The sequence below is a fragment of the Candidatus Symbiopectobacterium endolongispinus genome (genome assembly GCF_018777385.1).
Lineage (GTDB): Bacteria > Pseudomonadota > Gammaproteobacteria > Enterobacterales > Enterobacteriaceae > Symbiopectobacterium > Symbiopectobacterium endolongispinus.
Genome location: NZ_JAFJYB010000004.1, coordinates 309,121 through 332,852, shown reverse-complemented (window position 1 = coordinate 332,852; position 23,732 = coordinate 309,121). Strand labels below are relative to the sequence as shown.

17 protein-coding genes and 10 pseudogenes are annotated in these 23,732 nt (G+C 52.7%); 11 read left to right on the top strand and 16 right to left on the bottom strand.

Going from position 1 to position 23,732, the window contains the following annotated elements; translation table 11 throughout:
- Window positions 1–9: 9 nt before the first annotated feature.
- Window positions 10–1,103, bottom strand: a pseudogene (locus JZM30_RS17115) (branched-chain amino acid ABC transporter substrate-binding protein).
- 447 nt (window positions 1,104–1,550) lie between these two features.
- On the opposite strand from JZM30_RS17115, the gene panM reads away from it, so the two are divergent.
- Both panM and JZM30_RS17105 read left to right on the top strand, forming a co-directional pair.
- Window positions 1,551–1,952, top strand: coding sequence for an aspartate 1-decarboxylase autocleavage activator PanM (panM, locus tag JZM30_RS17110; protein WP_252320149.1), 402 nt, complete (start codon window positions 1,551–1,553; stop codon window positions 1,950–1,952).
- Between the two features lie 359 nt (window positions 1,953–2,311).
- Window positions 2,312–2,638 (top strand): hypothetical protein, encoded by a 327-nt coding sequence (locus JZM30_RS17105; RefSeq protein ID WP_252320147.1) that lies wholly within the window; start codon window positions 2,312–2,314, stop codon window positions 2,636–2,638.
- A 576-nt stretch (window positions 2,639–3,214) separates the two neighbouring features.
- Here the strand turns inward: JZM30_RS17105 and rpoH are convergent.
- The 4 genes and pseudogenes from rpoH to ftsY form a co-directional block, all read right to left on the bottom strand.
- The gene (gene rpoH / locus JZM30_RS17100; protein WP_252320145.1) at window positions 3,215–4,072 is read right to left on the bottom strand and encodes an RNA polymerase sigma factor RpoH; all 858 of its coding nucleotides are present in this window, start codon (window positions 4,070–4,072) and stop codon (window positions 3,215–3,217) included.
- Window positions 4,073–4,322: 250 nt separating this feature from the next.
- Window positions 4,323–5,283, bottom strand: a pseudogene (gene ftsX / locus JZM30_RS17095) (permease-like cell division protein FtsX).
- Window positions 5,273–5,942: pseudogene (gene ftsE, locus JZM30_RS17090) on the bottom strand (cell division ATP-binding protein FtsE). The pseudogenes ftsX and ftsE overlap by 11 nt, the downstream one beginning before the upstream one ends.
- Before the next feature lie 42 nt (window positions 5,943–5,984).
- Window positions 5,985–7,337 (bottom strand): signal recognition particle-docking protein FtsY, encoded by a 1,353-nt coding sequence (gene ftsY, locus JZM30_RS17085; RefSeq protein ID WP_252320602.1) that lies wholly within the window; start codon window positions 7,335–7,337, stop codon window positions 5,985–5,987.
- Between the two features lie 312 nt (window positions 7,338–7,649).
- Here ftsY and rsmD point away from each other — a divergent pair, with 312 nt between their 5' ends.
- Both rsmD and JZM30_RS17075 read left to right on the top strand, forming a co-directional pair.
- Complete coding sequence (rsmD, locus tag JZM30_RS17080) at window positions 7,650–8,267, top strand: 16S rRNA (guanine(966)-N(2))-methyltransferase (protein ID WP_252320143.1); 618 nt, start codon at window positions 7,650–7,652, stop codon at window positions 8,265–8,267.
- Window positions 8,254–8,513 (top strand): annotated as a pseudogene (locus JZM30_RS17075) (DUF1145 family protein); the annotation flags it as partial. The gene rsmD and the pseudogene JZM30_RS17075, both read left to right, overlap by 14 nt.
- A gap of 34 nt (window positions 8,514–8,547) precedes the next feature.
- On the opposite strand, the gene JZM30_RS17070 reads toward JZM30_RS17075, so the two are convergent.
- Together JZM30_RS17070 and JZM30_RS17065 are read right to left on the bottom strand one after the other, a co-directional pair.
- Entirely contained in the window at window positions 8,548–8,901 is a 354-nt protein-coding gene (locus JZM30_RS17070) for a DUF2500 family protein (protein WP_252320141.1), read from the bottom strand.
- A 4-nt stretch (window positions 8,902–8,905) separates the two neighbouring features.
- On the bottom strand, window positions 8,906–9,226 hold the full coding sequence (locus JZM30_RS17065; RefSeq protein WP_252320139.1) for a DUF1820 family protein: 321 nt from the start codon (window positions 9,224–9,226) through the stop codon (window positions 8,906–8,908).
- 179 nt (window positions 9,227–9,405) lie between these two features.
- Here JZM30_RS17065 and JZM30_RS17060 point away from each other — a divergent pair, with 179 nt between their 5' ends.
- Both JZM30_RS17060 and JZM30_RS17055 read left to right on the top strand, forming a co-directional pair.
- Complete coding sequence (locus tag JZM30_RS17060; protein ID WP_252320137.1) at window positions 9,406–10,035, top strand: lysoplasmalogenase; 630 nt, start codon at window positions 9,406–9,408, stop codon at window positions 10,033–10,035.
- A 332-nt stretch (window positions 10,036–10,367) separates the two neighbouring features.
- Window positions 10,368–12,408, top strand: a pseudogene (locus tag JZM30_RS17055) (zinc/cadmium/mercury/lead-transporting ATPase); the annotation flags it as partial.
- Window positions 12,409–12,419: 11 nt separating this feature from the next.
- On the opposite strand, the gene tusA reads toward JZM30_RS17055, so the two are convergent.
- Window positions 12,420–12,662 (bottom strand): sulfurtransferase TusA, encoded by a 243-nt coding sequence (gene tusA, locus JZM30_RS17050; RefSeq protein WP_252320600.1) that lies wholly within the window; start codon window positions 12,660–12,662, stop codon window positions 12,420–12,422.
- Between the two features lie 282 nt (window positions 12,663–12,944).
- Between tusA and JZM30_RS17045 the strand changes: the two are divergent.
- Together JZM30_RS17045 and JZM30_RS17040 are read left to right on the top strand one after the other, a co-directional pair.
- Window positions 12,945–13,568, top strand: a pseudogene (locus JZM30_RS17045) (7-cyano-7-deazaguanine/7-aminomethyl-7-deazaguanine transporter); the annotation flags it as partial.
- A gap of 246 nt (window positions 13,569–13,814) precedes the next feature.
- Window positions 13,815–14,381 (top strand): DcrB family lipoprotein, encoded by a 567-nt coding sequence (locus tag JZM30_RS17040; protein ID WP_252320135.1) that lies wholly within the window; start codon window positions 13,815–13,817, stop codon window positions 14,379–14,381.
- Window positions 14,382–14,422: 41 nt separating this feature from the next.
- Here JZM30_RS17040 and JZM30_RS17035 read toward each other — a convergent pair whose 3' ends face one another.
- From JZM30_RS17035 to JZM30_RS17020, 4 genes are all read right to left on the bottom strand, one after another.
- A complete protein-coding gene (locus tag JZM30_RS17035) occupies window positions 14,423–14,647 on the bottom strand; it encodes an FAD-binding protein (protein WP_252320133.1) in 225 nt (74 codons plus the stop codon).
- Complete coding sequence (locus JZM30_RS17030; RefSeq protein WP_252320131.1) at window positions 14,589–14,795, bottom strand: hypothetical protein; 207 nt, start codon at window positions 14,793–14,795, stop codon at window positions 14,589–14,591. Before JZM30_RS17030 ends, JZM30_RS17035 begins: the two co-directional genes overlap by 59 nt.
- Before the next feature lie 3 nt (window positions 14,796–14,798).
- On the bottom strand, window positions 14,799–15,896 hold the full coding sequence (locus JZM30_RS17025) for an FAD-binding protein (RefSeq protein ID WP_252320129.1): 1,098 nt from the start codon (window positions 15,894–15,896) through the stop codon (window positions 14,799–14,801).
- 270 nt (window positions 15,897–16,166) lie between these two features.
- On the bottom strand, window positions 16,167–17,378 hold the full coding sequence (locus JZM30_RS17020; protein ID WP_252320127.1) for an MFS transporter: 1,212 nt from the start codon (window positions 17,376–17,378) through the stop codon (window positions 16,167–16,169).
- 386 nt (window positions 17,379–17,764) lie between these two features.
- Here JZM30_RS17020 and yhjD point away from each other — a divergent pair, with 386 nt between their 5' ends.
- The 3 genes and pseudogenes from yhjD to kdgK all read left to right on the top strand — a co-directional run bounded on the left by yhjD (window position 17,765) and on the right by kdgK (window position 20,054).
- A complete protein-coding gene (gene yhjD / locus JZM30_RS17015) occupies window positions 17,765–18,745 on the top strand; it encodes an inner membrane protein YhjD (protein ID WP_252320125.1) in 981 nt (326 codons plus the stop codon).
- 18 nt (window positions 18,746–18,763) lie between these two features.
- Complete coding sequence (locus JZM30_RS17010; RefSeq protein ID WP_252320123.1) at window positions 18,764–18,967, top strand: 2-hydroxymuconate tautomerase family protein; 204 nt, start codon at window positions 18,764–18,766, stop codon at window positions 18,965–18,967.
- Window positions 18,968–19,146: 179 nt separating this feature from the next.
- Window positions 19,147–20,054, top strand: a pseudogene (gene kdgK / locus JZM30_RS17005) (2-dehydro-3-deoxygluconokinase).
- Window positions 20,055–20,183: 129 nt separating this feature from the next.
- On the opposite strand, the pseudogene JZM30_RS17000 reads toward kdgK, so the two are convergent.
- The 4 genes and pseudogenes from JZM30_RS17000 to JZM30_RS16985 form a co-directional block, all read right to left on the bottom strand.
- Window positions 20,184–20,804, bottom strand: a pseudogene (locus JZM30_RS17000) (insulinase family protein); the annotation flags it as partial.
- 67 nt (window positions 20,805–20,871) lie between these two features.
- A pseudogene (locus JZM30_RS16995) lies at window positions 20,872–22,017 on the bottom strand (dicarboxylate/amino acid:cation symporter); the annotation flags it as partial.
- A gap of 3 nt (window positions 22,018–22,020) precedes the next feature.
- Window positions 22,021–22,242 (bottom strand): annotated as a pseudogene (locus tag JZM30_RS16990) (EthD family reductase); the annotation flags it as partial.
- A 336-nt stretch (window positions 22,243–22,578) separates the two neighbouring features.
- Window positions 22,579–23,721 carry an alkene reductase gene (locus JZM30_RS16985; protein WP_252320121.1) on the bottom strand — a complete coding sequence of 381 codons (1,143 nt, stop codon included), beginning with the start codon at window positions 23,719–23,721 and terminating at the stop codon, window positions 22,579–22,581.
- Window positions 23,722–23,732: the final 11 nt, after the last annotated feature.

Here is a 23,732-nt window from a genome sequence, read left to right as displayed (position 1 = left end):
CGGCAGCGATTATTTTGCGCTAGAAGTGCCGTCTGCACGCCACTCGAATACGCCAAACTCAAACCCTTTCAGGTCACCTTTTGTATCCCAGCTCAACGGACCCATTACGGTCTCCACGGTGTTGGCTTTCAGGTCTTTTGCGATAGCTTCCGGTTCTGTACCGCTGCGCTCCATCGCGGTAGTCAGAGACTGCAACGCGGCGTAGGTAGTCCAGACGAACGGCCCGGTCGGATCCAGTTTTTTCGCTTTCAGTGAATCCACGATCGGCTGGTTAGCAGGAACCTGGTCATAACGTTTCGGCAGGGTTACCAGCATGCCTTCAGACGCCGCGCCCGCGATGTTGGGCAGTGAGGAGTTGGACCCATGAATTTGGTGGTCAACCCAGCCTGGCGTGCCTGACGCAGAATCTGGCCCATTTCCGGGTAGTAGCCGCCAAAGTAGACGAAATCCACGTTCTCTTTCTTCAAACGCGCCACCAGCGTGGAGAAATCTTTGTCCCCAGCGGTTACATCTTCAAACAGTACCACGTTGGCACCCGCTTTTTTTAGGCTGTCCTGAACAGAGCGCGCCAAACCTTCACCGTACTGCTGTTTGTTGTGTACCACAGCGATACGCTGCGGTTTGATGGTATTCACGATGTAGTTAGCGGCGGTCGGGCCCTGATCGGAATCCAGACCGGTGGTACGCAGCACCAGTTTGTAACCACCGGTAGTCAGATCCGGTGCAGTCGCCGCTGGCGTAATCATCGGCACGCCTTCGTCTTCATAGATATCAGAGGCCGGCTGGGTAGAAGAGGAGCACAGGTGACCAATCACGTAACGAATGCCATCGTTAATCACTTTGTTGGCAACGGCAACGGCCTGTTTCGGGTCACAGGCATCGTCATATTACACGGCAACCAGTTTATTACCCTTCACGCCACCTTTGGCGTTGATGTCAGCAATCGCCTGACGCGCACCGATAAATTCCATGTCGCCGTACTTTGCAACCGGGCCGGACATGGCACCGACAACGGCAACCTTGATGTCTTCTGCATGGGCCATGTGTGCGAACGCTGTGGCCATACACCCTAACAGTACGACTTTACCTTTAGCTACTTTCATTCGATTCACCCTATCTGTCGTTATGGAGTTCGCCTGCAAACCTGTATCAACCCGCCGTACTCAATCTTTTTCTTATAAGTAAGAACAGGTTAGGCTTTTTATTAGCTATACTTAGCTAATAAGGCGTTATTTTTCATGTCATTAAATAGGAATTTTATGCTGCAAATCAACTCTCGCAATCAGAAATAAGCGGTGTAAACAGCATAAAATACCAGCCTTATAAGCCACTATTTATTTTATACATAATCAGTTATACGGCTTTATACGGCTTTATACGGCTTTATACGGCAATGGGCAACTCAATACTCGAAAAATTATCGGCGAGGAAAACATTTTCCCCTATTAACCGTAAAGAAAAACTTACACAACTGTTTATCTACATCGCTACTACATTATGCTTTAGGCTACAGCTATGCTTTATGCAAACGCATTGAGAGGGTTATCGAAATGAAGCTCGCCGTCGAATGTCTCTCGTTATTCAGCGACCAGGATAGAATTGATCTCGCCAAGATTTGGCCCCACCATAATCTCGACCTGCTGGAACAGAGTCTTGATCTGCACCAGCGCCTGTTCGCGTCACGCTTCAATGGCCGCTTGCTGGCAGCGGTGATGGTGGAAATTGATGGCGAATACGCGGAACTCGATGATCTGATGGTCAGAGAAGCGACGCGCCGCCGTGGCGTTGGCCTGCACCTGATTCAGGAAGTGGTGCGCCAGTTACCGGGCGTGAAAGAATTTTGGCTGACAACAGCAGATCATGCTGGCGTTAATGAAGTCGTGCTGGACCGCTTTATGGAAAGTTGTGGATTCTTCCCGGTATCAGGAGGGTGGCTCTACACCCTAAGTTAACCGCTAACAAACGGCAGGAGCCCTACCAGAAATAGTGATGGATTCATGCATAACCCACGCGCTACCTATCGTAGCGCTAGGTAAATCTATTGGCCTCTTAATAATACCATCTGATACGACTCATTTTTCGACTACGCGATAAAACACCTCATCCGTTAGCCTAGGGTACGGATGACGATATATCCCCACTTCCCTAGTTAACAAATCTTATTGTAGTTCCCATCATGTAAAGCTCGTTAGAACACCATTAAAATTGATATATTTATAATAAATACCGTGAAAAAATTTCATTATGTATGAAATTTTAAAACAATTAAATGACAATAGACACTAATAAGTACATTTACATCAGGGGGAAAATGAAAATAACATTATCAAATGTTTACCCATCATATTATAACCAAGAAAAATCGATTACTAATGTATCAGAATACAATTCTGATTTACTAAAAATAGAAAATGAGATCTATCAGAAAAAAGATCTTTGTGATGCACAAATAAATAGGTTGAATGATGAACCCTCAGTTAAAACTGAACATTTAAAAACATTAAACGATGCCTGGATGAGTATACCTTACAAAAAAAAGACCAAAAAAAGAAGATATAGAATACTTGCAAATCCTCATTATAAAATATGCAATGAACATCATCGGAACTGGATATACAACATGGGGGCTGTTCAGTAACGCATCAAACATATACAAAGACATACTAAACCTTATGTCATCACACCATTATATGATCACCCATGATGAGGCACGCAAACAATATATTGAACAAGAACACATTGAGTTAAGATGGTCATATTGCATACAAAATTCCCTTATTCAGTTGATATATAAAGAAACACTGCTTGAAAAAATTTTTTACCCTCTGAGTTTCAATATAGTAATCAATATGACATAGGCATTACCGAAAGTGTTGGTAATAGCATTACTAACGCAAGGGTGGCTGAATTTATTTTCAATGATATATTGACGAAAAGAGTTGATGAGAAAGATTATGAAATACTCGCATTGAATATAAAAAAATTAAACGACTTTTATTTCATGTATATGATGTCAAAAACGCATGGTGAGTATTTTCATTTAAAGAAAGAATACCATTCAATAACAACAGAAACCGTATTATTTATACCTCAGGAAATCAAGGATGAAATCACATCTTACTCTGACTAATATTCCCTCTACTTATCCTTCAATATGCGCGACAAAAAAGGCCAACATACGTTGGCCTTTTCACTATCTGAATAAGTACTGTCATCAAGCTTCAATCGCTGCCCGCAGTTTCTTCATGGCGTTTTTCTCTAACTGACTCACACGTTCTGCGGACACGCCGTATTGATCGGCCAGTTCTTGCAAGGTGGATTTATTGTCATCATCCAACCAGCGCGCCCGGATAATATGCTGGCTGCGTTCATCCAGCCCTTCCAACGCGTAGGCAAGCTTGTCCGCTGCGTGGTTATCCCAGTTATCTTCTTCGATGCCATAGGCAAAATCAGAAGATTTATCCTGAAGATAGAGCATGGGTGCCATCGCTTGGCCATCGTGCGATTCGTCATCCGGAGTGGGATCGAACGTCATGTCTTGCGCGGCCATACGCGATTCCATCTCGCGCACATCTTTGCTGGTGACACCCAATTCACGGGCCACCAGTTCTACTTCGTCCTGATTAAACCAGCCCAGACGCTGTTTAGTCTTACGCAGGTTAAAGAACAGCTTGCGCTGCGCTTTGGTGGTCACAACCTTGACGATACGCCAGTTACGCAACACATATTCGTGAATTTCGGCTTTGATCCAGTGCACAGCAAAGGACACCAGACGCACACCCATTTCCGGGTTGAAGCGGCGCACCGCTTTCATCAGGCCGATATTGCCTTCTTGAATCAGGTCTGCCTGTGGCAATCCGTAACCAGCATAAGTACGGGCTACGTGAATCACAAAGCGCAGATGCGATAGGATCAACGCTTTCGCCGATTCCAGATCGCCCTCGTAATGCAGCCGTTCAGCTAGTGCCCGCTCTTCCTCCGCCGTCAGCATCGGATAGGCGTTGGCGGCACGAATATACCCTTCCAGACTGCCCTGGGGAACTAAGGTGAAAGTTTGCATATCTTTGGTCATTCGACCCCTCTTCAATTAGCGTGAGTGAATAAAATACAACGTTAAACCTCACATTAAGTACAACAAAACCGATGAACCTTAAATGCCGCTCCGGCACAGAACCTTTGACTATGTCGTATGCCAAGAGTTCATTCTGTTCATCGACTAACTCTATTTTATCGCCTGACGGCGACAGATCAAGGCGAACCTGTCGATGATTTTACCCAACCCTCAGCGCGCCAAGGCACCAGAAAATCCTACCAGAAAAAACTCATTCTGGGGTAAAGCGACGTAAATGTTGCACGGTTGCCAGCCATGCTGCCAGCCAATCATCCCAGCAATCAACAGCAGCAGTGATTCATCCCAGGTGAGTCCGGTTACGGCAAAGCGCGTACCAAATACCGTAGCAACCTGATCGACCGCGGCAGAGAGCTTCCAGACCAACGCCTGCGACAGAATCAGCGACAGCAACGCGCCACCGTTGAGGAAGGGACGTAAAATAAAGCCGTCCGTCGCCCCAATCAGCTTCATGACATTAATGGTTTCACGGCGGCTGAAAATACTCAGACGCACGCTATTACCGATGACCAGGAACACGGCAACAATCATCAGGATACCGATGGTAGTGGCCACCTGACCCGCCAGTGAGGTCAGCGCCACCAAGCGCGCAAACCAGCTATCGTCCATACGGACTTCACTCACACCGTGCACCGCCGCCACGCGATCGCGCAGCGAGGTCAGCGTCTGTGAGCTTTGGAAGTTCAGCTTTGGCGTAATGATGGCAACGGCAGGCAGCGGATTCTCTTCCAGCATGTCCAGCGCCCCACCGAAACCAGACCAGTTGCGAAACTCACCCATCGCTTCATCACGGGACAGGTAGTTGACCTTCTCCACCCCGTCCTCTGCCTGAAGCGTGTTAATCACGCCCTGCGCCGCATCATTGTCCAACGCCTTATCCAGATAGACCGTCAGTTGCGGCGTGGGATACCACTGCGCCGCAACTGACTGACGTTTTTCCACACCAGATAACAGATATTTGGCAAGGTCAGCGAGATGGCAATCACCATCACGGTCAGCAGCGTCGCCAGCGGCCGGCGCAACATATCCGCCAACGTATTGTCCCAGGCATAGCGCCACTGTTCTTGCCAACCACCGCGCAGTGCCTTTTCCTTATTTACGCTGGGTTTCGGGTTTCGGGTTTCGGGTTTCGGGTTACGGGAATTAGTCGCCATAAACGCCTCCCAGCATACGTCCTTGCGACAGCGTCAGTACGCGATACTGACGGCTGGCAATCAGCGTCGTGTCGTGCGTTGCCATCAACACCGTAACGCCAACGCGGTTAAATTCTTCGAACAAACGCAAAATATCCTGAGACAACGAGTTATCCAGGTTACCGGTCGGCTCATCTGCCAGCAGTACCGTCGGTTTGTTCACCACCGCGCGGGCAATGCCCACACGCTGCTGTTCACCGCCAGACAATTGAATCGGGTAGCTCTTGGCTTTGTCCAGCAAGCCCACTTTATCGAGAGCGGCCGAAACACGGCGGCGGATATCTTCACTGCTCGCCACGGCAATAATCAGCGGCATCGCCACGTTATCGTAGACGGTACGATCCATCAGCAGATGGTGATCCTGAAAGATCATGCTGATCTGGCGGCGCAAGAAGGGCACCTCACGCTTTTTCAAGCGGCTGATATTGTGCCCGCTGAACAAAATCTGGCCCGCGCTCGGGCGCTCTATGCCACAAATCAGTTTCAGCATGGTACTTTTCCCGGCACCAGAATGGCCCGTCAGAAACGCCATCTCCCCAGGAAGCAGATGGAAATCCACCCCCCTGCAACGCCTGACGTCCACCGAGATAAGCCTTACTGACTTGTTCAAAGCGAATCATCCGTTTTCATCATCTCGGGCAAGCTGTTTATCCTCAGAGACATCAGTCTTCGCGGGCAAAAAGCGCCTCAATAAAATCGTCAGCCTTAAAGGGACGCAAATCATCAATACCTTCCCCTACCCCAATATAGCGGATAGGAATCCCAAACTGATCGGCGATGGCGAAGATCACCCCGCCTTTCGCGGTGCCGTCCAGCTTGGTCAGGGTGATGCCGGTCAAGCCGACGGCATCGTTAAACAGTTTCGCCTGGCTGACGGCGTTTTGTCCGGTGCTGGCGTCCAACGTCAGCATGATTTCATGCGGCGCAGACTCATCCAGTTTTTTCATCACGCGGACAATTTTCTTCAATTCTTCCATCAGGTGCGTTTTGTTCTGCAAGCGTCCTGCGGTATCAGCGATCAGCACGTCAGCACCGCGCGCTTTTGCCGCTTGAATGGCATCAAAAATCACCGAGGCAGAATCCGCCCCCGTGTGCTGCGCGACCACGGCCACGTTGTTGCGCTGGCCCCATACTTGCAACTGCTCTACGGCGGCGGCACGGAAGGTATCCCCGGCGGCCAGCATCACCGATTTACCCTGCGCCTGGAACTGGCGCGCCAATTTACCGATGGTGGTGGTTTTCCCGACGCCGTTAACGCCCACCATTAGGATTACGTAATGGGTTTTTCCGTCGATGTTAAGCGGCTCGTCCACCTTGTTAAGGATAGCGCCCATCTCTTCTTTCAGTTTCACCAACAGCGCATCGGCATCTTTCAGTTGTTTACGGCTGGCTTGCTTTGTCAGGTCGGCAATAATCTTGCGCGTGGTTTCCACGCCGACATCAGCAATCAATAATTGCTCTTCCAGTTCCTCAAACAGATCGTCGTCGATTTTCTTACCGCGAAACAATCCGATAAATCCGGAACCGAGGTTTTCTCGGGTTTTTACCAGACTGCGTTTTAGCCGGGCGAAAAAACCCTCTTTGGTCGGCCTTTCCTGCTCCTGTGCCACAGGCTCAACAACGTGTTCTGCAACTTCCGTTATCGCTTGCTCATCGGCACTGTCCTGTGATGGCAGAACATCTTGTGATAGCAAAGTATCCTGCGCTTCAGGACTCGCCTGCGCCTCTGCACGATCTACCGTCTCAGCGGTTTCAACGACATCAACAACGCGTGGCGATTCTGGCTGCACGGCGGCCGGTTCTTCAGGCACCTGTGCACTGTGAACCTCTGTCTGCACGTCAGGCTCATCGTTTGGCGTTTCGGCGTGAACCTCCGATACCACAGGCACATCATTGTCCTGAGGCTGTGCCATATCCTGCTGCTGTTCTGCTGCTTGCGGTTGCTCAGTCTGTTCCTCTTCCTGACGCCCTAATCCCAGCCAGGAAAAGAAACCGCGTTTTTTCTCTTTTGTCATATCGCAATCGCGCCCCATGCTGCTGCTCACAGCAGCGCTTAAATAATTGAAGTCAATAGCCCGGTCAGAGTCGAGCCCAGAGTCTACCACTTTCCGCCCGGCAGCAACACGCACCATGGCAGGGCAGGTGGAGACAATCTCGGTAACGAAGTATGTCATCTCGATAACCGGGTAGGCCAAAACCACGCGTCACCGCAGAGAAACCTGATATTAACATTCCTTCCCCTCCTAACCCTCGTTAGAATAGCGCCTACCTATTACCGATAGCGAATCTCAGCACCCGGCAACCCGGAGTTCTACAGTAAACAGACGATGGCAAAAAAAAATGCACCTGCACAGGCAGGCCAAATCCGCATTATCGGCGGCCAGTGGCGCGGGCGAAAACTTCCCGTGCCAGACAGCCCAGGGCTGCGCCCCACCACCGATCGCGTTCGTGAAACGCTGTTTAACTGGCTGGCGCCGGTCATTCAGCAGGCCCGTTGCCTGGATGGCTTCGCAGGCAGTGGCGCACTGGGGTTTGAAGCGCTGTCACGCTATGCGGCACATGTCACCCTGCTGGAAAACGAACGCAGAATCGCCAGGCAACTGGAACAGAATGCGGTACTGTTGAAGGCGAACAACGCCCGCATCATCAATACCAATACGTTGAACTGGCTTGCGCAGACCGGTGAGCCCTATGACGTGGTGTTTCTCGATCCCCCCTTTCGCCGGGACTTATTAAACCAGACGCTCCGTTTGCTGGAACAGCAGGGCTGGCTGGCACCCGAGGCGTGGATTTATGTGGAAACCGAGGCCGAGAATGGCGAGCTAGAGATTCCGGTTACCTGGACGCTACACCGCGAAAAAGTGGCAGGACAAGTGGCATACCGGCTGTATATCCGCCAGGCTACGCCCACACAGCATGAAGAGGCAGACGATGATTTGGATTAACCTGGGTCGGATTTGATGATCGGCGTGTGGGGCTTTTTGATTACCAACCTGATTGCGCCCTTTCCCCGCCCACTGAACATCTTCATGATGGTCGCGATGGGGTTTACGCTGTTGATGCACGGTTTTCAGGTGCTGTTGTTACGTGCCAGCCACGGTAAAGAACAGGGGCCATTGAGCCGCGCGCTGGAAGCACGTATTTTCCTGTTCGGGGTGTTTGAACTGCTGGCGTGGCAGAAAAAGATGAAGGGTGTTCAACCCACTAGCGGGACAAAAAATAGCCCTATGCAGGTTCGAAGGACACAAAACGTGAGCCCTGGACCTGCAATCTGCCCGTCATACCCAACGCCAGCACTCGATATTGGGTCTCGCTCAGGTGGCAGGTGAGGTTTTCCCCTGCGGGCAATAGCATAAACGTCGCCTCATAGCGCTCGGGAAGATCGGGATTCATCGGTTGCGCGCGCGTGGGGCGCGCCAACGGTATGGCGCGCAGCGCGGCGATCTCGGCCTCTACCGTGCGTAGCGGTGTGGCATCGTCCTCTACGCGCTGGCGTCGTTGCCGCAGAAACTGTCGCCCCCCCCCCCCAGAAACAGGATCAGGCTGACAACCAAAGACCACCAATGGGACATTTCCCACGACATCATGGCTTTTTCCCAGAAAGAAAAGGGAACGCGGTTACATTGTCGCCCAGCTCGGAAATACGGGCCGCCCCTTTCTCCGTCGCGGCATTGATGCGGATCACCGCTTGCAGCGGAATAAAGCTGCGATTTACGCCGGAAAACTCCGTTTTCAGCTTCTCGGTAGAAGGGCCAACCAGCAGGGTGGAGGGACCGTCAAAAACGAAATCCGCAATCTCGATAAACCCAAAAAGACTGCTTTGCACCAACTCTCGCACGTAAAGCTGATAATTTTTGCCGTTATTCATAAATTGAATCCGGTAGAGCGCTGACTCACTGCTCATGCAAAAACCGTCCCCCTTCAGTAGTATCGCGAAGATATATATACAAAAAACGATCATTATTGCCGCCAACATAACATGAAGCGCGTGACTTCGCACTTGTCACACGGCGTGTTGTTCATCCCGCGTGCGATCTCCTACACTCAATGATGAAAAATCCAATAAGGTGATAAGGATACCCTATGCTCTGGTCGTTTATTGCCGTTCTCTTTTCAGGCTGGCTCTACGTCGATGCCAGCTACCGTGGGCCTGGCTGGCAACGCTGGCTGTTCAAGCCCATTACCATCGCGCTGCTGCTCGCGCTGGCCTGGCAAACGCCGCTGATGAGCGTCACCGGTTACTTTATCGTGCTCGGCCTGTTGGCAACGTTAGCTGCGGATATCCTGCTGTTGCTGCCAATACAGCGCATGATGTTCGCCATCGGTGCCTATTCCGCCTGCCATCTGCTCTACACCATCGGGTTTCTGGTGGCGAAAGCGTCACTCACGTTTTTCTGGCCGCTGCCACTGTTGCTGCTGGTGATTATCGCGATACTGCTTGCCATCCTGTGGTCACGACTCGACACCCTGCGCTGGCCGGTCGTGGCATTTGTCGCAATGAATGCGGTCATGGTGTGGGTTGCCGGGGAACAGTACTTTGCGCTTGGCAGCAGTAATAATCTCTCCTGGTTTGCGGGCAGCGTGCTGCTGTTTATCGCCCACGGCGTCTGGCTGATTCACCATTACCGCTTTCCGTTTCGTGCCCATCAGGCGATTGTGGCTGCCAGCTATTTCGCGGGCCATTTTTTAATCGTAAGAGCGCTCTATTTTTAATCAGTGCTGAATATCAAAAGCGCTGTGCAGCTACTGGCAGCAGTGATAAAGTCTTGGATGAGAACCACTATCATCAAATAGGAGAGCATGATGCATTCTCATCACCAGACTCATTCTTGCCACACTCACCACGATCAAAGGTGCCAATGCTTGCTGCCAACGCCATGCGCAACGCAGTAGCCATGCCGATCGCAGTTGCTGCGCGGTTAAACACAGCACTACAACAATCTCTGCATGCGACACCACACCCAGCGCGGAACACAGCGCGTCTGACGATGGAGAGAGCGGCGATTCCGGTGACCCCGACGGCAGCGACAGTGATGCCTCACCCGCTTCCCGGCGTTATTCAAGCAAGCGTTCGCTTCGCCACCGAAAAACTCATTGTTGATGCACAGTCCAATATTCGCACAGAGATTCAACGTGCCGTAGAGCTCGCTGGGTTTACCTGGCAAGATACGTCCCCCAGCGCAACCGTCCCAACATCATCCACCTCTGCCGAAACGCCTTTACGCCGTATCCTGCGTGAACACGGTTTTCTCATTCTGTTTGCGGTGTTGACCGCAGTCAGCGGGATACTTTCGCTGTTTTCGCCTAGCGCTTCATAGATAGCCTTTATCGCCACCACACTGCTGGGGCTGATGCCGCTGCTCTCACAGGCCATTAAACTGATTCGCAGCGGCACGCCCTTTGCCATCGAAATGCTGATGAGCGTCGCCGCGCTGGGTGCCTTGTTGATTGGTGCTACCAGCGAAGCCACCATGGTGATTTTGCTGTTTATGCTGGGAGAGCGCCTGGAAGCCTACGCCGCACAGCGCGCCCGTCGCGGCGTCAGCGCGTTGATGGCGTTGATGCCAGAAACCGCAACGGTGATCCGTGCTGGTCAGCGTACTCAGGCCAGCATTGCCGCACTGCAACCCGGCGATGTGATCGAAGTGGCACCGGGCAGCCGATTGCCCGCCGATGGTGAACTGCTGGTTCCCCATGCCAGCTTTGATGAAAGCGCATTGACCGGGGAATCCCTTCCGGTAGAGCGTGAGCAGGGTGACAAGGTCTCAGCAGGCAGCCTGAGCGTCGATCGCCTGATACAGTTGCGCGTGATATCAGAACCGGGCAACAGCGCCATCGACCGTATTTTGCATTTGATTGAAGAAGCCGAGAGCCACCGTGCGCCGATAGAGCGTTTTCTCGATCGCTTTAGCCGCTATTACACCCCAGCCATCATGCTGCTTGCCGCGGCGACCATCGTGGTGCCGCCACTGCTATTTGGTGCGCCGTGGCAAGAGTGGGTTTATCGCGGCCTGACGCTATTGCTGATTGGCTGCCCCTGTGCACTGGTGATTTCCACCCCAGCGGCCATCACATCCGGCTTAGCAGCCGCTGCCCGGCGCGGCGCGCTAATCAAAGGCGGCGCGGCACTGGAGATTCTGGGCACCATCAATACCATCGTTTTCGACAAAACCGGCACCCTGACACAGGGCAAACCTCAGGTGACAGATGTGATACCCGCGCAGGGCGTGAGCAAGGCTGCGTTGCTGGCACGCGCGGCGGCGATCGAGACGGGTTCACACCACCCGCTGGCGAAAGCAATTGTCCAGCATGCCCGCACGGTTGCCCCGATGCTGCCGGTGGCAACGGCACAGCGTGCGCTGGCTGGCGTGGGAGTTGAGGGTCTCATCGCAGGCAAAAATCAGCGTCAAAGCACCCGCTAAAATCGCACCCGAGGCGCTCAACGCAGACTGGCGCAATCAGATTCACACCCTGGAAAGCGACGGAAAAACCGTGGTGGTGGTACAGGAAGAAACGCACATCATTGGCTTGCTGGCGCTGCGTGACACCTTGCGGGCGGATACGCCGCAGGCGATTGAAGCACTACGCACGTTGGGAATTAGCTGCACCATGCTCACCGGTGATAATCCACGTTCGGCGGCAGCCATCGCGGCGACGCTGGGCATTGACTATAAAGCGGGTCTACTGCCCGCCGACAAAGTCGATGCCGTGCGCGAAATGAACCAGATCCATCCGACGGCGATGGTGGGCGATGGCATTAACGATGCGCCAGCAATGAAATCGGCGGCTATCGGCATCGCCATGGGAGGGGGCAGCGACGTTGCGCTGGAAACCGCCGATGCGGCGCTCACGCATAATCGGCTAAGCGAACTGGCGGGCATGATTCGGCTCTCGCGCGCCACGCGCAATAATATCCGGCAAAACATCACGCTGGCGCTGGGGCTGAAAGCCATCTTTCTGGTGACCAGCCTGCTGGGGATCACCGGATTGTGGCTCGCCGTGCTTGATGATTCCGGTGCCACGGCGCTGATGACCGCCAATGCACTGCGCTTATTGCGACGCGAAAAACCACAAGACGCCGGGTAACGGCAAAAAGACTACTTCTTGCGCAGGAGGTAGCGATAGGGCAGTGATGCCGTCTCCTGTGCCAGAAGCTCGTGCTCCATATAGACGCAAAAGCCCGGTATATCGCGCGTGGTTGCCGGGTCATCAGCCAGAATAAGTAGCGTCTGCCCCGTCTCCATCTGACGCACGGTTTTACGCACCGTCATCACCGGTTCCGGGCAGCGCAGCCCCTGTGCATCGAGGGTTTTATCCGGGTTGGTGAAGGTGTCGGTCATCATTATTCTCGGCAATGGCATAAGGGCATAGATAACGACCGCCCAGTGTGGCAGCCATCAAAACCGCCCTAGTTTACGCCGCAGATTTTCCTGCGCAACCTACGATATCGATTGCGCATAAATTCACCATTGCAATCCCCACCTAACAGCGTATCATGCCGCGCGCTGCTCCTCCTTGTGTCAGTCGCATTGAATAAGCAGCATGAATTACGTGCCATAATATCATTGTTAACGGCACCACTTGGGTTCCCTCACCCCAATCACTAAAAAGGTCACATTGCCATGTTTCATTTTACCGCCCAGCAGCGGCTTAGCGCGCTTGCCAGGCTGTCGTTGTTCCACATTCTGATCATTACCTCCAGTAATTATCTGGTGCAGTTGCCGATCTCCATCTTCGGGTTCCATACCACCTGGGGCGCATTCACCTTCCCGTTTATCTTTCTGGCCACCGATCTGACCGTACGTATCTTTGGCGCACCGTTGGCGCGCCGGATTATTCTGACGGTGATGGTGCCAGCGCTGGTGATTTCCTATGTGGTATCCGCGCTGTTTTATCAGGGAGAGTGGCGGGGGTTCAGTGCGCTCGCTAGCGTCAATATCGTGATTGCGCGTATCGCGTGCGCCAGCTTTATGGCCTACGTGCTGGGGCAAATTCTGGATGTGCATGTGTTTAACCGCCTGCGCCAGCGCAAGGCGTGGTGGGTAGCCTCCACGTTGTTTGGTAATTTAAGCGATACACTGGCCTTCTTCTTCATCGCTTTCTATCGCAGCACCGATGCTTTTATGGCGGCAAACTGGGTGGAAATCGCATTGGTCGATTACACCTTCAAATTGCTGATTAGCTTGCTGTTCTTCTTACCGATGTACGGCGTGATGCTCAATATGCTCCTCAAGCGTTTGAGCGAATCCCACCTCTGTCATTCTCGCCCGCCTCCGTCATTCCCGCGAAGGCGGGAATCTCGCACAGGAGAAACGCATTCTTTCTGGCAGAGATCCCCGGCTTTCGCCGAGGATGACGAGGAGTAAAGTGGCAGTGTCTCAGGAACCGTCCTAAAATAGGTTTTGTGACAACAAAACGCTTGAGTTTCACCAGTGAATAGGGTGCGATATAGCGGTTTACCCGTGTATGCCTGATAAAAGAGAAGGACGCTTATGCCGAAGCTAGTGAAATATCTTGGAATTACGTTGCTTGCCGCACTATTGGCCGCCTGCGACGGTAAGAAAGACGACAATGCGGGCCACGCAGGACACGATGTCCCGGCCGCGCAGGCCGCCAGTCAAACCATCTCGCTGCTGTCTGGCAACATCACGTTCACGCTGCCTGCGGATATGCATGATCAAAGTGGAAAAGTGGGTTCGCAGTCCAACAACATGCATGTCTACGCCAACGATAATGGCCAGCGCGCAGTGATTGTCATCCTGGGCGATAGCAGCAACGAAACCCTGCCAGTATTAACGCAGCGCCTTGAAGATCAGCAACGCGCCCGCGATGCCAACTTGCAGGTTGTCACCAATAAAGCCATTGAGGTTAACGGCCATGCGCTGCAACAGCTCGACAGCATCTCCAACAGTGGCAGCGGCAAGCAGGTTTACTCTTCCGTGCTGCTGGGGAACGTGGCGAACCAACTGTTGACGCTGCAAATCACGCTGCCTGCCGATAATCAACAAGCGGCGCAAACCGAAGCGGAAAGCATCATTCGCACGCTGACGTTGAAGTAATGATGATGAGGCCGCTGACGCGGCCTCTCTTCTTAATACCCTCAGCTCGCCTTTACCACGTTTTTCCCGGCAATACGCCCAAACACGATGCAATCCGTCATGGCAACACTACCCAGACGCACCGCACCGTGCACCCCGCCTGCGGCTTCCCCGGCGGCATAAAGCCCCACAATCGGCTTCAAATCAAAACCAATCACCTGTGCATCTTTATTGATCGCCAGCCCCCCCCATGGTGTGGTGAACGCGCGGCCAGAGGCGCGCCACATAGTAAGGCGGCGTGATATTGGGCGAAGCATCTTTGAAAATCATACAGCCCAGGTCGGGGTCGTTTTCCAGATGCTGCTCTACGTAGCCGTTCCAGCGTTTCACCTGTTCAACAAAAGCCGCCGCCGGTATGCCGTAAGCCTGCGCCACTTCTTACAGCGTGTTGTAGGTTTTGAGCGAGCCATTTTTCAGCGCGCCGTTCATCCGCCCTTCATCGACCATTTTCAGCGTGTTGGTTTTGTCCGCGATAATCAACGCCGGATGCCACAGTTGAATAATGGCATCAGCACGCTCTTTACGGTTGCCGGTTTCTTTAAAGAAGCGCCTGCCGTTGGCAGGGTCGACCATCAGGCCATAACTCACCACCCGTTCAACACACTGCGGGATATAGCCGAAACCCTGCTCATCCGGGCTGGTCCAGGGGCCGAGTTGGATCCAATCCATCTGCGTCGCCAAAGCACCAATCATGCTGGCTGCCATCAGCGCTTCTCCTGTCGCGCTCGGTTGGTTGGTGGAGGTGAACGTATCCGTCAGGCGCGGGTCGTACATTTGCCGTAACGCCACCCCTTGAGAGAAGCCGCCGGATGCCAGCACCACCCCTTTTGTTGCACGGATAAACGCGATGGAACCGGAAGCATCGTCTGGGAACTTATAGCCACGCCGCACTTCCGCCCCGAGCACCCGTCCCTGGCTGTCAATAATCAACCGCTCCAGCTTGGTACGCTGCTCAATGACCACACCCAACTCTTTGGCCTTCTGGTACTGTTTCACCACCAGCCCGGAACCGGAGCGCTGCTTCAGTTGGTGAGCGCGTTTCACTGCATGGCCGCCATGATAATTCACTCGGTCAAACTCAGCCCAGAGGCTTTTGGCCCACTCCAGCGCCTCCACCGAATGATCGGCAACGGTGCGCACCAGTTCGGGGTAGTTCAGCCAGTTGCCCGCTTTCATCATGTCCTGATACATCAGTTCTGGGGAGTCCTCGATGCCCAGCGCCTGCTGCATGCTGTAGCCTGCCGCTGACAGATCGCCACCGTTGAGTGTCGAGTTTCCGCCAAACAGCGGCATTTTCTCGATAATCAGCACATCCACCGTGGTATCCCACTTCTGCGGCACCGGCGCAGGTGGCGCAACGGCCGCCGCAGGGCGGGACAGCGCCATGCCACCCAATGCACCCATCATGATACCGGTAGATTTGAGGAAGTGATGGCGCCCCTGTGGATTTGGGTCTTGCTTGGTGTTTTTACTCATAAGATTATCTCCATGTTCAGAAACATCGAATCGATCTGAGAAAAAATCCATTGCAATCAAAGGATAACGAAAATTGGCGTGGTGTAGCGAGCGGGCAGAATACGATGCGCGCTCGCGCCTTGAGTCGACGACGATGCGCTACTTCACCATGAAAAGTAAGGGATTAAACGTGAAGCGCTGCCCAATGTAGGGAATCATTCTGAAATGAGAAGCTCAGACAACATATCCCAACCGGAAACGCCATAAACATTGCCGGTTGGGTAACAACGCTTATTGCCGCGACGGGAGGGTTTCTTCCTGCGCCAACGTGATACCACTGCGGCTCAGACGCAGCGTCATCAGCAAGCCGACGCTCACTAATATCGCCGCCACCAGATAAATAGCGCCTACGCCGGTGTAGCCCATCATTACCCCCGCCAACGGGCCGACCAACCCAAGGGATAAATCAAGAAACAGCGTATAGGTCGCCAGCGCACTACCCTGATTTTGCGGCGCAACCACTTTGACCGCCAGTACGCCAAGCGAGGGGAACACCAGCGAGAAACCGGCACCGGCCAGAAAAGCGCCCAGTTCCGCCATCAGCGGCAGCGCTGCACTCCAGATTAGTAGCAGACCGGTAATTTCCACCGTAAAACAGACGATAGCCACGCGCGGCCCGCCAAAACGGTTAATGCTGTTGGGGAATAGCAGACGCACGCCGACAAAGGCGCAACTGAAAATGGTCAGGGTCAGCGCGGCGCCTCCCCAGTGTCGATCGGCATAGAACAAGGTGATAAATGTGGCGATCACGCCAAACCCGATGGATGCCAACGCCAGCACAATGCCGTAAACCCACACTTTGCCCAGCACTTCGCGAAACGGCAGCTTTTTACCCGGTGTCACTTTCGCCGCCTCACGCGGCAACGCGAGCAGCACAAACAGCAGGACAATGGTGATGACAGTATACGACACCAGCTTTAACCCACCGATGTGATTAATCCATACCCCGAGCGGCGCGCCGATCGCCATCGCGCCATAAGTCGCCACGCCATTCCAGGAGATCGCCCGTCCGATATGCCGTGACCCCACCACGCCCCACAGCGTCGCCCCGGTGCCAGCGAAACTTTGCCCCGCGCCCAGAATCAAGCGACCGATGCACAGCAATGTCAACGCCACGATGGGTGAACTGTCGTTCCAGGCCGCCAGCGCATAAAACACCCCGCTGACCACGGCACCACATAGCCCCAACACTACCACTTTCTTCGGCCCTTTCTCATCCGCGATGCGTCCGGATTGCGGTCGGCTCAATAGCGTAGTGAAGTACTGTAAACTGATTACCAATCCGGCCCAAAAGGCGCTAAACCCAAGATGTTCATGCACATAGCCCGGCAATACCGCAAGCGGCAGCCCAATGGTCAGGTAATTGGCAAAGTTGAACATCACCACGGAAAAAATACGCAAATTAAGGCGCAACGCGCTTGGCGCAGACTCTGAAGCAGGCATGAAAGGTTTTACTCGATTAACGGCGTGGCAGCATCAGCGCAATAGCGCCAACCAAACAGACCTCAAGCGGTCTTTAACGAGTATAAACAAGCGTCAACACGCTTTCATCGTAAATGTGCGCATATCATCACCTGAGTGATTATTCAGTGCAAAATCTTTTACAGATTGAATTATGGCGCAGGTCATCCTGATTTTTTTCTTTGCGCGCTTTTATTCTCCAGCTTGCACATCAGACATGCCAAAGACACAAAGGACGCCTTCCTCTGCCGATTGTTGGTTATAATCAATCCATCGCTGTACGACGTTTGCGGTTAAATTTGTTTATATAACCCGTTGATTGCAGGCACCATCAACACGTCGGCTTTTCATTGAACAGGAGGAAACGGATGCCCGCACCGGTCGATCCGCATCGTTCAACATCCACCGCTTCATCAGCACAGAAGGCGGCATCTTCATGGCTTTCACTATGTAAGCGTATTGCACAACGTGTTCAGGCTATTCCCAGCATTGCACACCTGATCCGTGCCGGGGAGCGTTTCAACGATCGCATGGGAAACCAGTTTGGCGCAGCCATCACCTATTTTTCCTTCCTATCACTGATCCCTATTTTGATGGTCTCCTTCGCTACCATCGGTTTCGTACTTGCCTCTAACCCTGATATGCTGACGCAGTTGATTGACCGCATCGTCAACAGCATCAGCGATCCCAATCTGGCGCTGACGTTAAAAAATACGGTAAAGACCGCCGTGGAACAACGCACCACCGTCGGTGTCACCGGGCTGCTGATCGCGCTCTATTCAGGTATCAGTTGGATGGGCAATTTACGTGAAGCGATCCGCGCCCAATCCCGTGATGTATGGGAACGTAAGCCGCATGAAGAAGAAAAAATCTATTTTCAGTACGTGCGGGATTTCCTCTCCCTGATAGGGCTGTTGATCGCGCTGACCATTACGATGTTTCTCACTTTGGCAGCGGGTACGGCACAAAGCGCTATCGTTTCTGCTCTCGGGCTAGAAGGTATCGAATGGCTGCGGCCCCTGCTCCGCGTGATAACACTCACCATCTCCATTTCTGCTAACTATTTGGTGTTTCTTTGGATTTTCATGATATTGCCGCGCCATAAGCCGAAGCACAAAGCGCTGCTGCGCGGCACGCTGCTTGCCGCCGTGGGGTTTGAGGCCATCAAATTCGCTATGACGGTCGCGTTGCCAAAACTCGCCAGCACTCCGTCCGGCGCCGCTTTTGGCTCGGTGATTGGCCTGATGGCCTTCTTCTACTTCTTTGCTCGCCTCACGCTGTTTTGTGCGGCATGGATTGCAACGGCGAACTATAAAGGCGATAAATCAACAGATGACACATCACGCTAACCAATAACGGGAGATCCCATGCCATTTGTTAACATCAAAATCACGCGCGATGGCGCAACCACAGAGCAAAAACACCAGTTGATTGCGGGCGTCACCCAATTGCTGGTCGACGTCATGGGTAAAAACCCGGCCACCACTACCGTTATCATTGATGAAGTGGATACCGACAACTGGGGGCTTTGCGGCGAAAGCGTCACCGAATTGCGTAAGCCGAAGTCCTGATATTTCGCACGTTGAGCACGAGAAGGATCGGGAGTAGTCAATTTTCCCGATCCAGGTCATGAAAAAATAAAACATCGTTTTAAGACTATTGACTCAATGCGTGCGAACGTTGAGACTGAAGCCCATTGCTCTTTTTTTTATGACCTTTTTCTTCACTTTTTCGAACGGGCCAGCTTCTGATGACCACTAAAAACATTGCCGTAATTGGCGAATGCATGATTGAACTGTCGCAAAATGGCGCGGACCTCAACCGCGGCTTTGGTGGCGACACCCTGAACCCCGCCGTGTATGTCGCTCGCCAGGTGAATACCGACGCTCTGGGCACGGACAGCTTCAGCACGGAAATGATGACGGCCTGGGAAAAAGAGAAGGTAGGCACCTCGCTGATTCAGCGTCTGGACAACAAGCTGCCGGGCCTGTACTTCATTGAAACCGACGATACCGGTGAGCGCACCTTCTACTACTGGCGTAATGATGCCGCCGCGCGTTTCTGGCTGGACGGCAAAGATGCCGATGCCATCTGCGCACGTTTGGCCACCTTTGACTATCTCTATCTGAGCGGTATCAGCGTAGCGATTCTTAACCCAGCCAGCCGCCAGCGTTTGCTGACGTTGCTGCGCGCCTGCCGCGCCAACGGTGGCAAGGTCATTTTCGACAACAACTACCGTCCGCGCCTGTGGCAAAGCAAAGAAGAGACACAGCAAGCCTACAGTGACATCCTCGCATGCACCGATATCGCCTCCTGACACTGGATGACGAAGACATGCTGTGGGGCGAACAGACGGTGGATGCCGTGCTGGCGCGCACGCACGGTTTCGGCGTGTCTGAAGTAGTAATTAAACGCGGCGCAGACTCCTGCCTGATTTCTGAAAACGGCCAGCCGTTAGTGGATGTTCCGGCGGTGAAATTGCCGAAAGAGTGCGTAGTGGATACTACTGCGGCAGGTGACTCCTTCAGCGCAGGCTATCTGTCAGTGCGCCTGTGCGGCGGCTCGACGGAAGCGGCGGCCAAACGCGGCCACCTGACCGCCAGCACGGTGATTCACTACCGTGGCGCCATCATCCCGCAAGATGCCATGCCGACCTGATAACACAGCGCTACAGCGAAAAAGGGAAGCCAGATGGCTTCCCTTTTTATTGGGCGAGGTAACGGCCAGGGCACATTACTGTGCCGGTGTTGCCTGTGCCGCCTCCTCCGATGGCGCGGCTGAAGCAGCCTACACCGCGACAGGAGGTGTCATGATTTTACTGTACACCTCATATAACGCCTTGGTGTTTACTTCCGGCTCACCCTTTTGCTGCTTGGGCATCAGCGTGGTTTCCTGAGAAAGCTGCTGGTGCAGTTCCTGATTCAGCAAAGGTAGCGTCAGTTCAGAGAGATAGGCCTGACGCAACTTCTGATATTGTTTCGGTGCAATATCCACCACGCCGTTACGCTGTGAGCGCAAGCGCTGCTGCATCAACACATCGGTACTGGTACGGGCGTAGGTCGCAAACAGCTTGCTGAGCTCGTTGCTCTTGCGCGCGATCAGCGCATCAAACTCTTGCTGCGTTAACCCCTTGTCACGCAAGCTCATCAGCTCTTTTGCCAGGAAGGCGGCCTCGGCGTTCTCGCTGTTGGGACTGTCCAGATGGATGCCACACTGCGCACGGGTATAGTACACATAGCAGTTAACGCGCACGCTGGTTTCTTTAAGCCCGCTCTTTTCCAATGCCTGCTGCACATGCCAGAACAGCGCTTCGCGCGCTAAATCACTTTGCCAGTAGCGGGTAAGCGCCTGCGATTCGCGGATAGGATGCCCGGGCATATCCCAGATCAGCGAGAGCGTATCGCGCTTCGCCTTATCAAGATAAAACCAATCGGCTCCACTGCGCCAACGGGAGTTGGCGCAGGGTAAAACCCATTTATGAAAGTACGGTCGGTGCAGACGTATCGTCTTTTTTATGCCCAGAGAGTTCGCTTTCCAGCTGCTTCTCATCCAGCTCACCCACCCACTTGGCAACCACGATCGTCGCGACACCGTTGCCGACCAGGTTGGTCAGGGCACGCGCTTCTGACATAAAGCGGTCAATACCCAGGATCAACGCCAGACCAGCCACTGGCAGATGCCCCACCGCAGAAATGGTCGCTGCCAGCACGATAAACCCGCTACCGGTGACGCCAGCAGCACCTTTCGAGGAGAGCAACAACACCACCAGCAACGTAATCTGGTGCCAGATATCCATATGACTATTGGTAGCCTGCGCAATAAACACCGCCGCCATGGTCAAGTAGATGGAGGTGCCATCCAGGTTGAAGGAGTAGCCGGCAGGAATCACCAGACCCACCACCGATTTTTTACACCCCACTTTTTCCATCTTGTTCAGCATGCGAGGCAGCACGGATTCTGACGAGGAGGTCCCCAGCACAATCAGCAGCTCTTCACGGATGTAGCGGATAAATTTGAAAATGCTGAATCCGGTAGCGCGGGCGATGCTGCCCAGCACCAGGAAAACAAACAGCAGGCACGTGATATAGAAGCAGATGATCAACTGTCCCAACTGCACAAGTGAGCCAACACCGTATTTACCAATGGTGAACGCCACCGCGCCGAATGCGCCGATCTGTGCCAAACGCATGATCATATTGATCACGCCAAAAATGGTGTGTGGGAAGCTGTCAATCACGTTGAAAATGACGCGTCCTTTCTCACCCAGGCGATGCAGTGCGAAGCCAAACATCACCGCAAACAGCAACACCTGCAAAATGTTACCACTGGCGAAAGCGCCCACCACGCTTGCAGGAATCACATCCATCAGAAACGCGACCACGCCCTGCTGTTGCGCCTGTTGGGTGTAGGCCGCCACCGCAGAGGCATCCAGTGTGGAGGTATCGACATTCATGCCCGCACCCGGTTGCATGATATTCACCACCAGCAGACCGATAATCAGTGCCACGGTGCTGACAATTTCAAAGTAAAGCAGTGCGACAGCGCCAGTACGGCCTACCGACTTCATACTTTCCATACCGGCAATACCGGTCACTACGGTACAGAAGATGACGGGGCCAATCTACGCATCATCAAGGGAGTCAAACCAGAGCTCGGAGAAACCATCCACGGGTGAATCAGGGTATTTTTCACGATCTATGGGATTCAGTACATAGCTTTTTAATCCTGGGAGTCTGAGAGTAATGGCTGTATGTACCTCATCCCAATACTTAACAAAATCTTCAAAGCTTTGGTCTTTTTTACGGGTTAGAAATCCAACATGCTTGAAACCTTTAACCAATAACATCATATTTTCCTGTTCATTAATGTAGTTAGTGGACAGCGCTGGGTTTGGGCAATTTTACTCAACCTTCACGGCAAGCTTGACGTAGGCGAGTCCAAAAGACATCCAAAAAGTAAGCAGGCCGGCCTGCGCAGCGAAATCAAATAAACCCTTTGTTCCTTAAATCCTGTCCAATACCAGTGACAATAATTTTATGCCGTGATAGCGCCGAAAACTGCCCCTGACAGTATCAGTAGCAATAATTTATTATTTTTCGTAGTAAGTCGTTGAAACCTTATTCCATACGAATAAATTTATTCAGTGCATGCGATACCACAGAATATCTCAATCAGAGTTCCCTTATTTATTGTATTGCTGCGGTTTGTAGGGAGGGTAATCGATATAACCTATCGCATGCTGACCATAAAATGTATTTCGATCTGCATCGGCAATAGGCCAGTTATTTTTTAATCGTGCTACCAGGTCCGGGTTACTGATGTAAGGTACACCGAACGCAGCAAGATCAATAATATTGTTATTAATCATTTTTTCTGCAATATTCCGTGTCAGTCCACCTGCCAGTATCAGTGCGGTATGGGGCAAGAAATGTTTGAATGTTTCCAACAATGCAAAGAAATTGCCATGGTTAGTCTCCTCAGAACCTTTATCAATACGTTTGAATCCGGTCTGATTCATAATATGGACATAGGCAAGCTTACGTTGACCAATAGCCCCGACAAGCGCGGTGTAGGTTTCATTTATCTCATCATACAGTAGCATATCAAAAAGTTGGCCGTAGGGTGGGAGACGGATATCGGTTCGCTCTGCACCAATCGCATTGGTGATGGCATCAATGACGTCGATCGTAAAGCGAAGGCGATTTTGCAAAGATTCAGCGGAATATCGATCTGTACGGTCATTAACCCTGGGGTTAAGGAACTGTTCATGAAGGTAACCATTTGCCCCATGGATTTCCACACCATCAAAGCCCGCCTTTATTGCGTTTTCTGCCGCGCGGGCAAACTGTCTGATGACGTCCTCGACTTCGTTGGTTGATAGTTGACGTGGCGCTGGGACAGGAACTGGGCCTGATTTGCCATTCTGGTCGTATCCAAAGGCCATCGCGCTTTTCGCTGCTTTTGAGCTGGCGCTAACTGGCAGCGCATCGTCTCCCTGAATGGAAGAATGTGAAACTCGGCCAACATGCCAAAGCTGAGCGAAAATTTTACCACCAACTGAATGGGCAGAATCCGTCGTCAGACGCCCGCCAGCAATCTGAGCAGCGGTGAAAATGCCCGGATTAAGCAGATACCCCTGCCCTTGGCGAGAGATGGGCGTACCTTCACTCACGATCAGACCGGCGGTGGCGCGTTGTGTGTAATACAAAGCGGTCTGTTCATCTGCAATATCGTTTGCTGCGCGAGCGCGTGTCATCGGGGCCATTACGATGCGGTTTTGCAACATCGCACCCGAAAGATTAAACGGTTCAAATAGCGTTTTCATACTGTGTCCAT

Bases quoted from the DNA above. Each gene is read 5' to 3' on its own strand.
- panM (WP_252320149.1), top strand. From the start codon at position 1,551: ATGAAGCTCGCCGTCGAATGTCTCTCGTTATTCAGCGACCAGGATAGA.
- JZM30_RS17105 (WP_252320147.1), top strand. From the start codon at position 2,312: ATGAAAATAACATTATCAAATGTTTACCCATCATATTATAACCAAGAA.
- rpoH (WP_252320145.1), bottom strand. From the start codon at position 4,072: ATGACCAAAGATATGCAAACTTTCACCTTAGTTCCCCAGGGCAGTCTG.
- ftsY (WP_252320602.1), bottom strand. From the start codon at position 7,337: ATGACAAAAGAGAAAAAACGCGGTTTCTTTTCCTGGCTGGGATTAGGG.
- rsmD (WP_252320143.1), top strand. From the start codon at position 7,650: ATGGCAAAAAAAAATGCACCTGCACAGGCAGGCCAAATCCGCATTATC.
- JZM30_RS17065 (WP_252320139.1), bottom strand. From the start codon at position 9,226: ATGAGCAGTGAGTCAGCGCTCTACCGGATTCAATTTATGAATAACGGC.
- JZM30_RS17060 (WP_252320137.1), top strand. From the start codon at position 9,406: ATGCTCTGGTCGTTTATTGCCGTTCTCTTTTCAGGCTGGCTCTACGTC.
- tusA (WP_252320600.1), bottom strand. From the start codon at position 12,662: ATGACCGACACCTTCACCAACCCGGATAAAACCCTCGATGCACAGGGG.
- JZM30_RS17040 (WP_252320135.1), top strand. From the start codon at position 13,815: ATGCCGAAGCTAGTGAAATATCTTGGAATTACGTTGCTTGCCGCACTA.
- JZM30_RS17035 (WP_252320133.1), bottom strand. From the start codon at position 14,647: ATGTGGCGCGCCTCTGGCCGCGCGTTCACCACACCATGGGGGGGGCTG.
- JZM30_RS17025 (WP_252320129.1), bottom strand. From the start codon at position 15,896: ATGAGTAAAAACACCAAGCAAGACCCAAATCCACAGGGGCGCCATCAC.
- JZM30_RS17020 (WP_252320127.1), bottom strand. From the start codon at position 17,378: ATGCCTGCTTCAGAGTCTGCGCCAAGCGCGTTGCGCCTTAATTTGCGT.
- yhjD (WP_252320125.1), top strand. From the start codon at position 17,765: ATGCCCGCACCGGTCGATCCGCATCGTTCAACATCCACCGCTTCATCA.
- JZM30_RS17010 (WP_252320123.1), top strand. From the start codon at position 18,764: ATGCCATTTGTTAACATCAAAATCACGCGCGATGGCGCAACCACAGAG.
- JZM30_RS16985 (WP_252320121.1), bottom strand. From the start codon at position 23,721: ATGAAAACGCTATTTGAACCGTTTAATCTTTCGGGTGCGATGTTGCAA.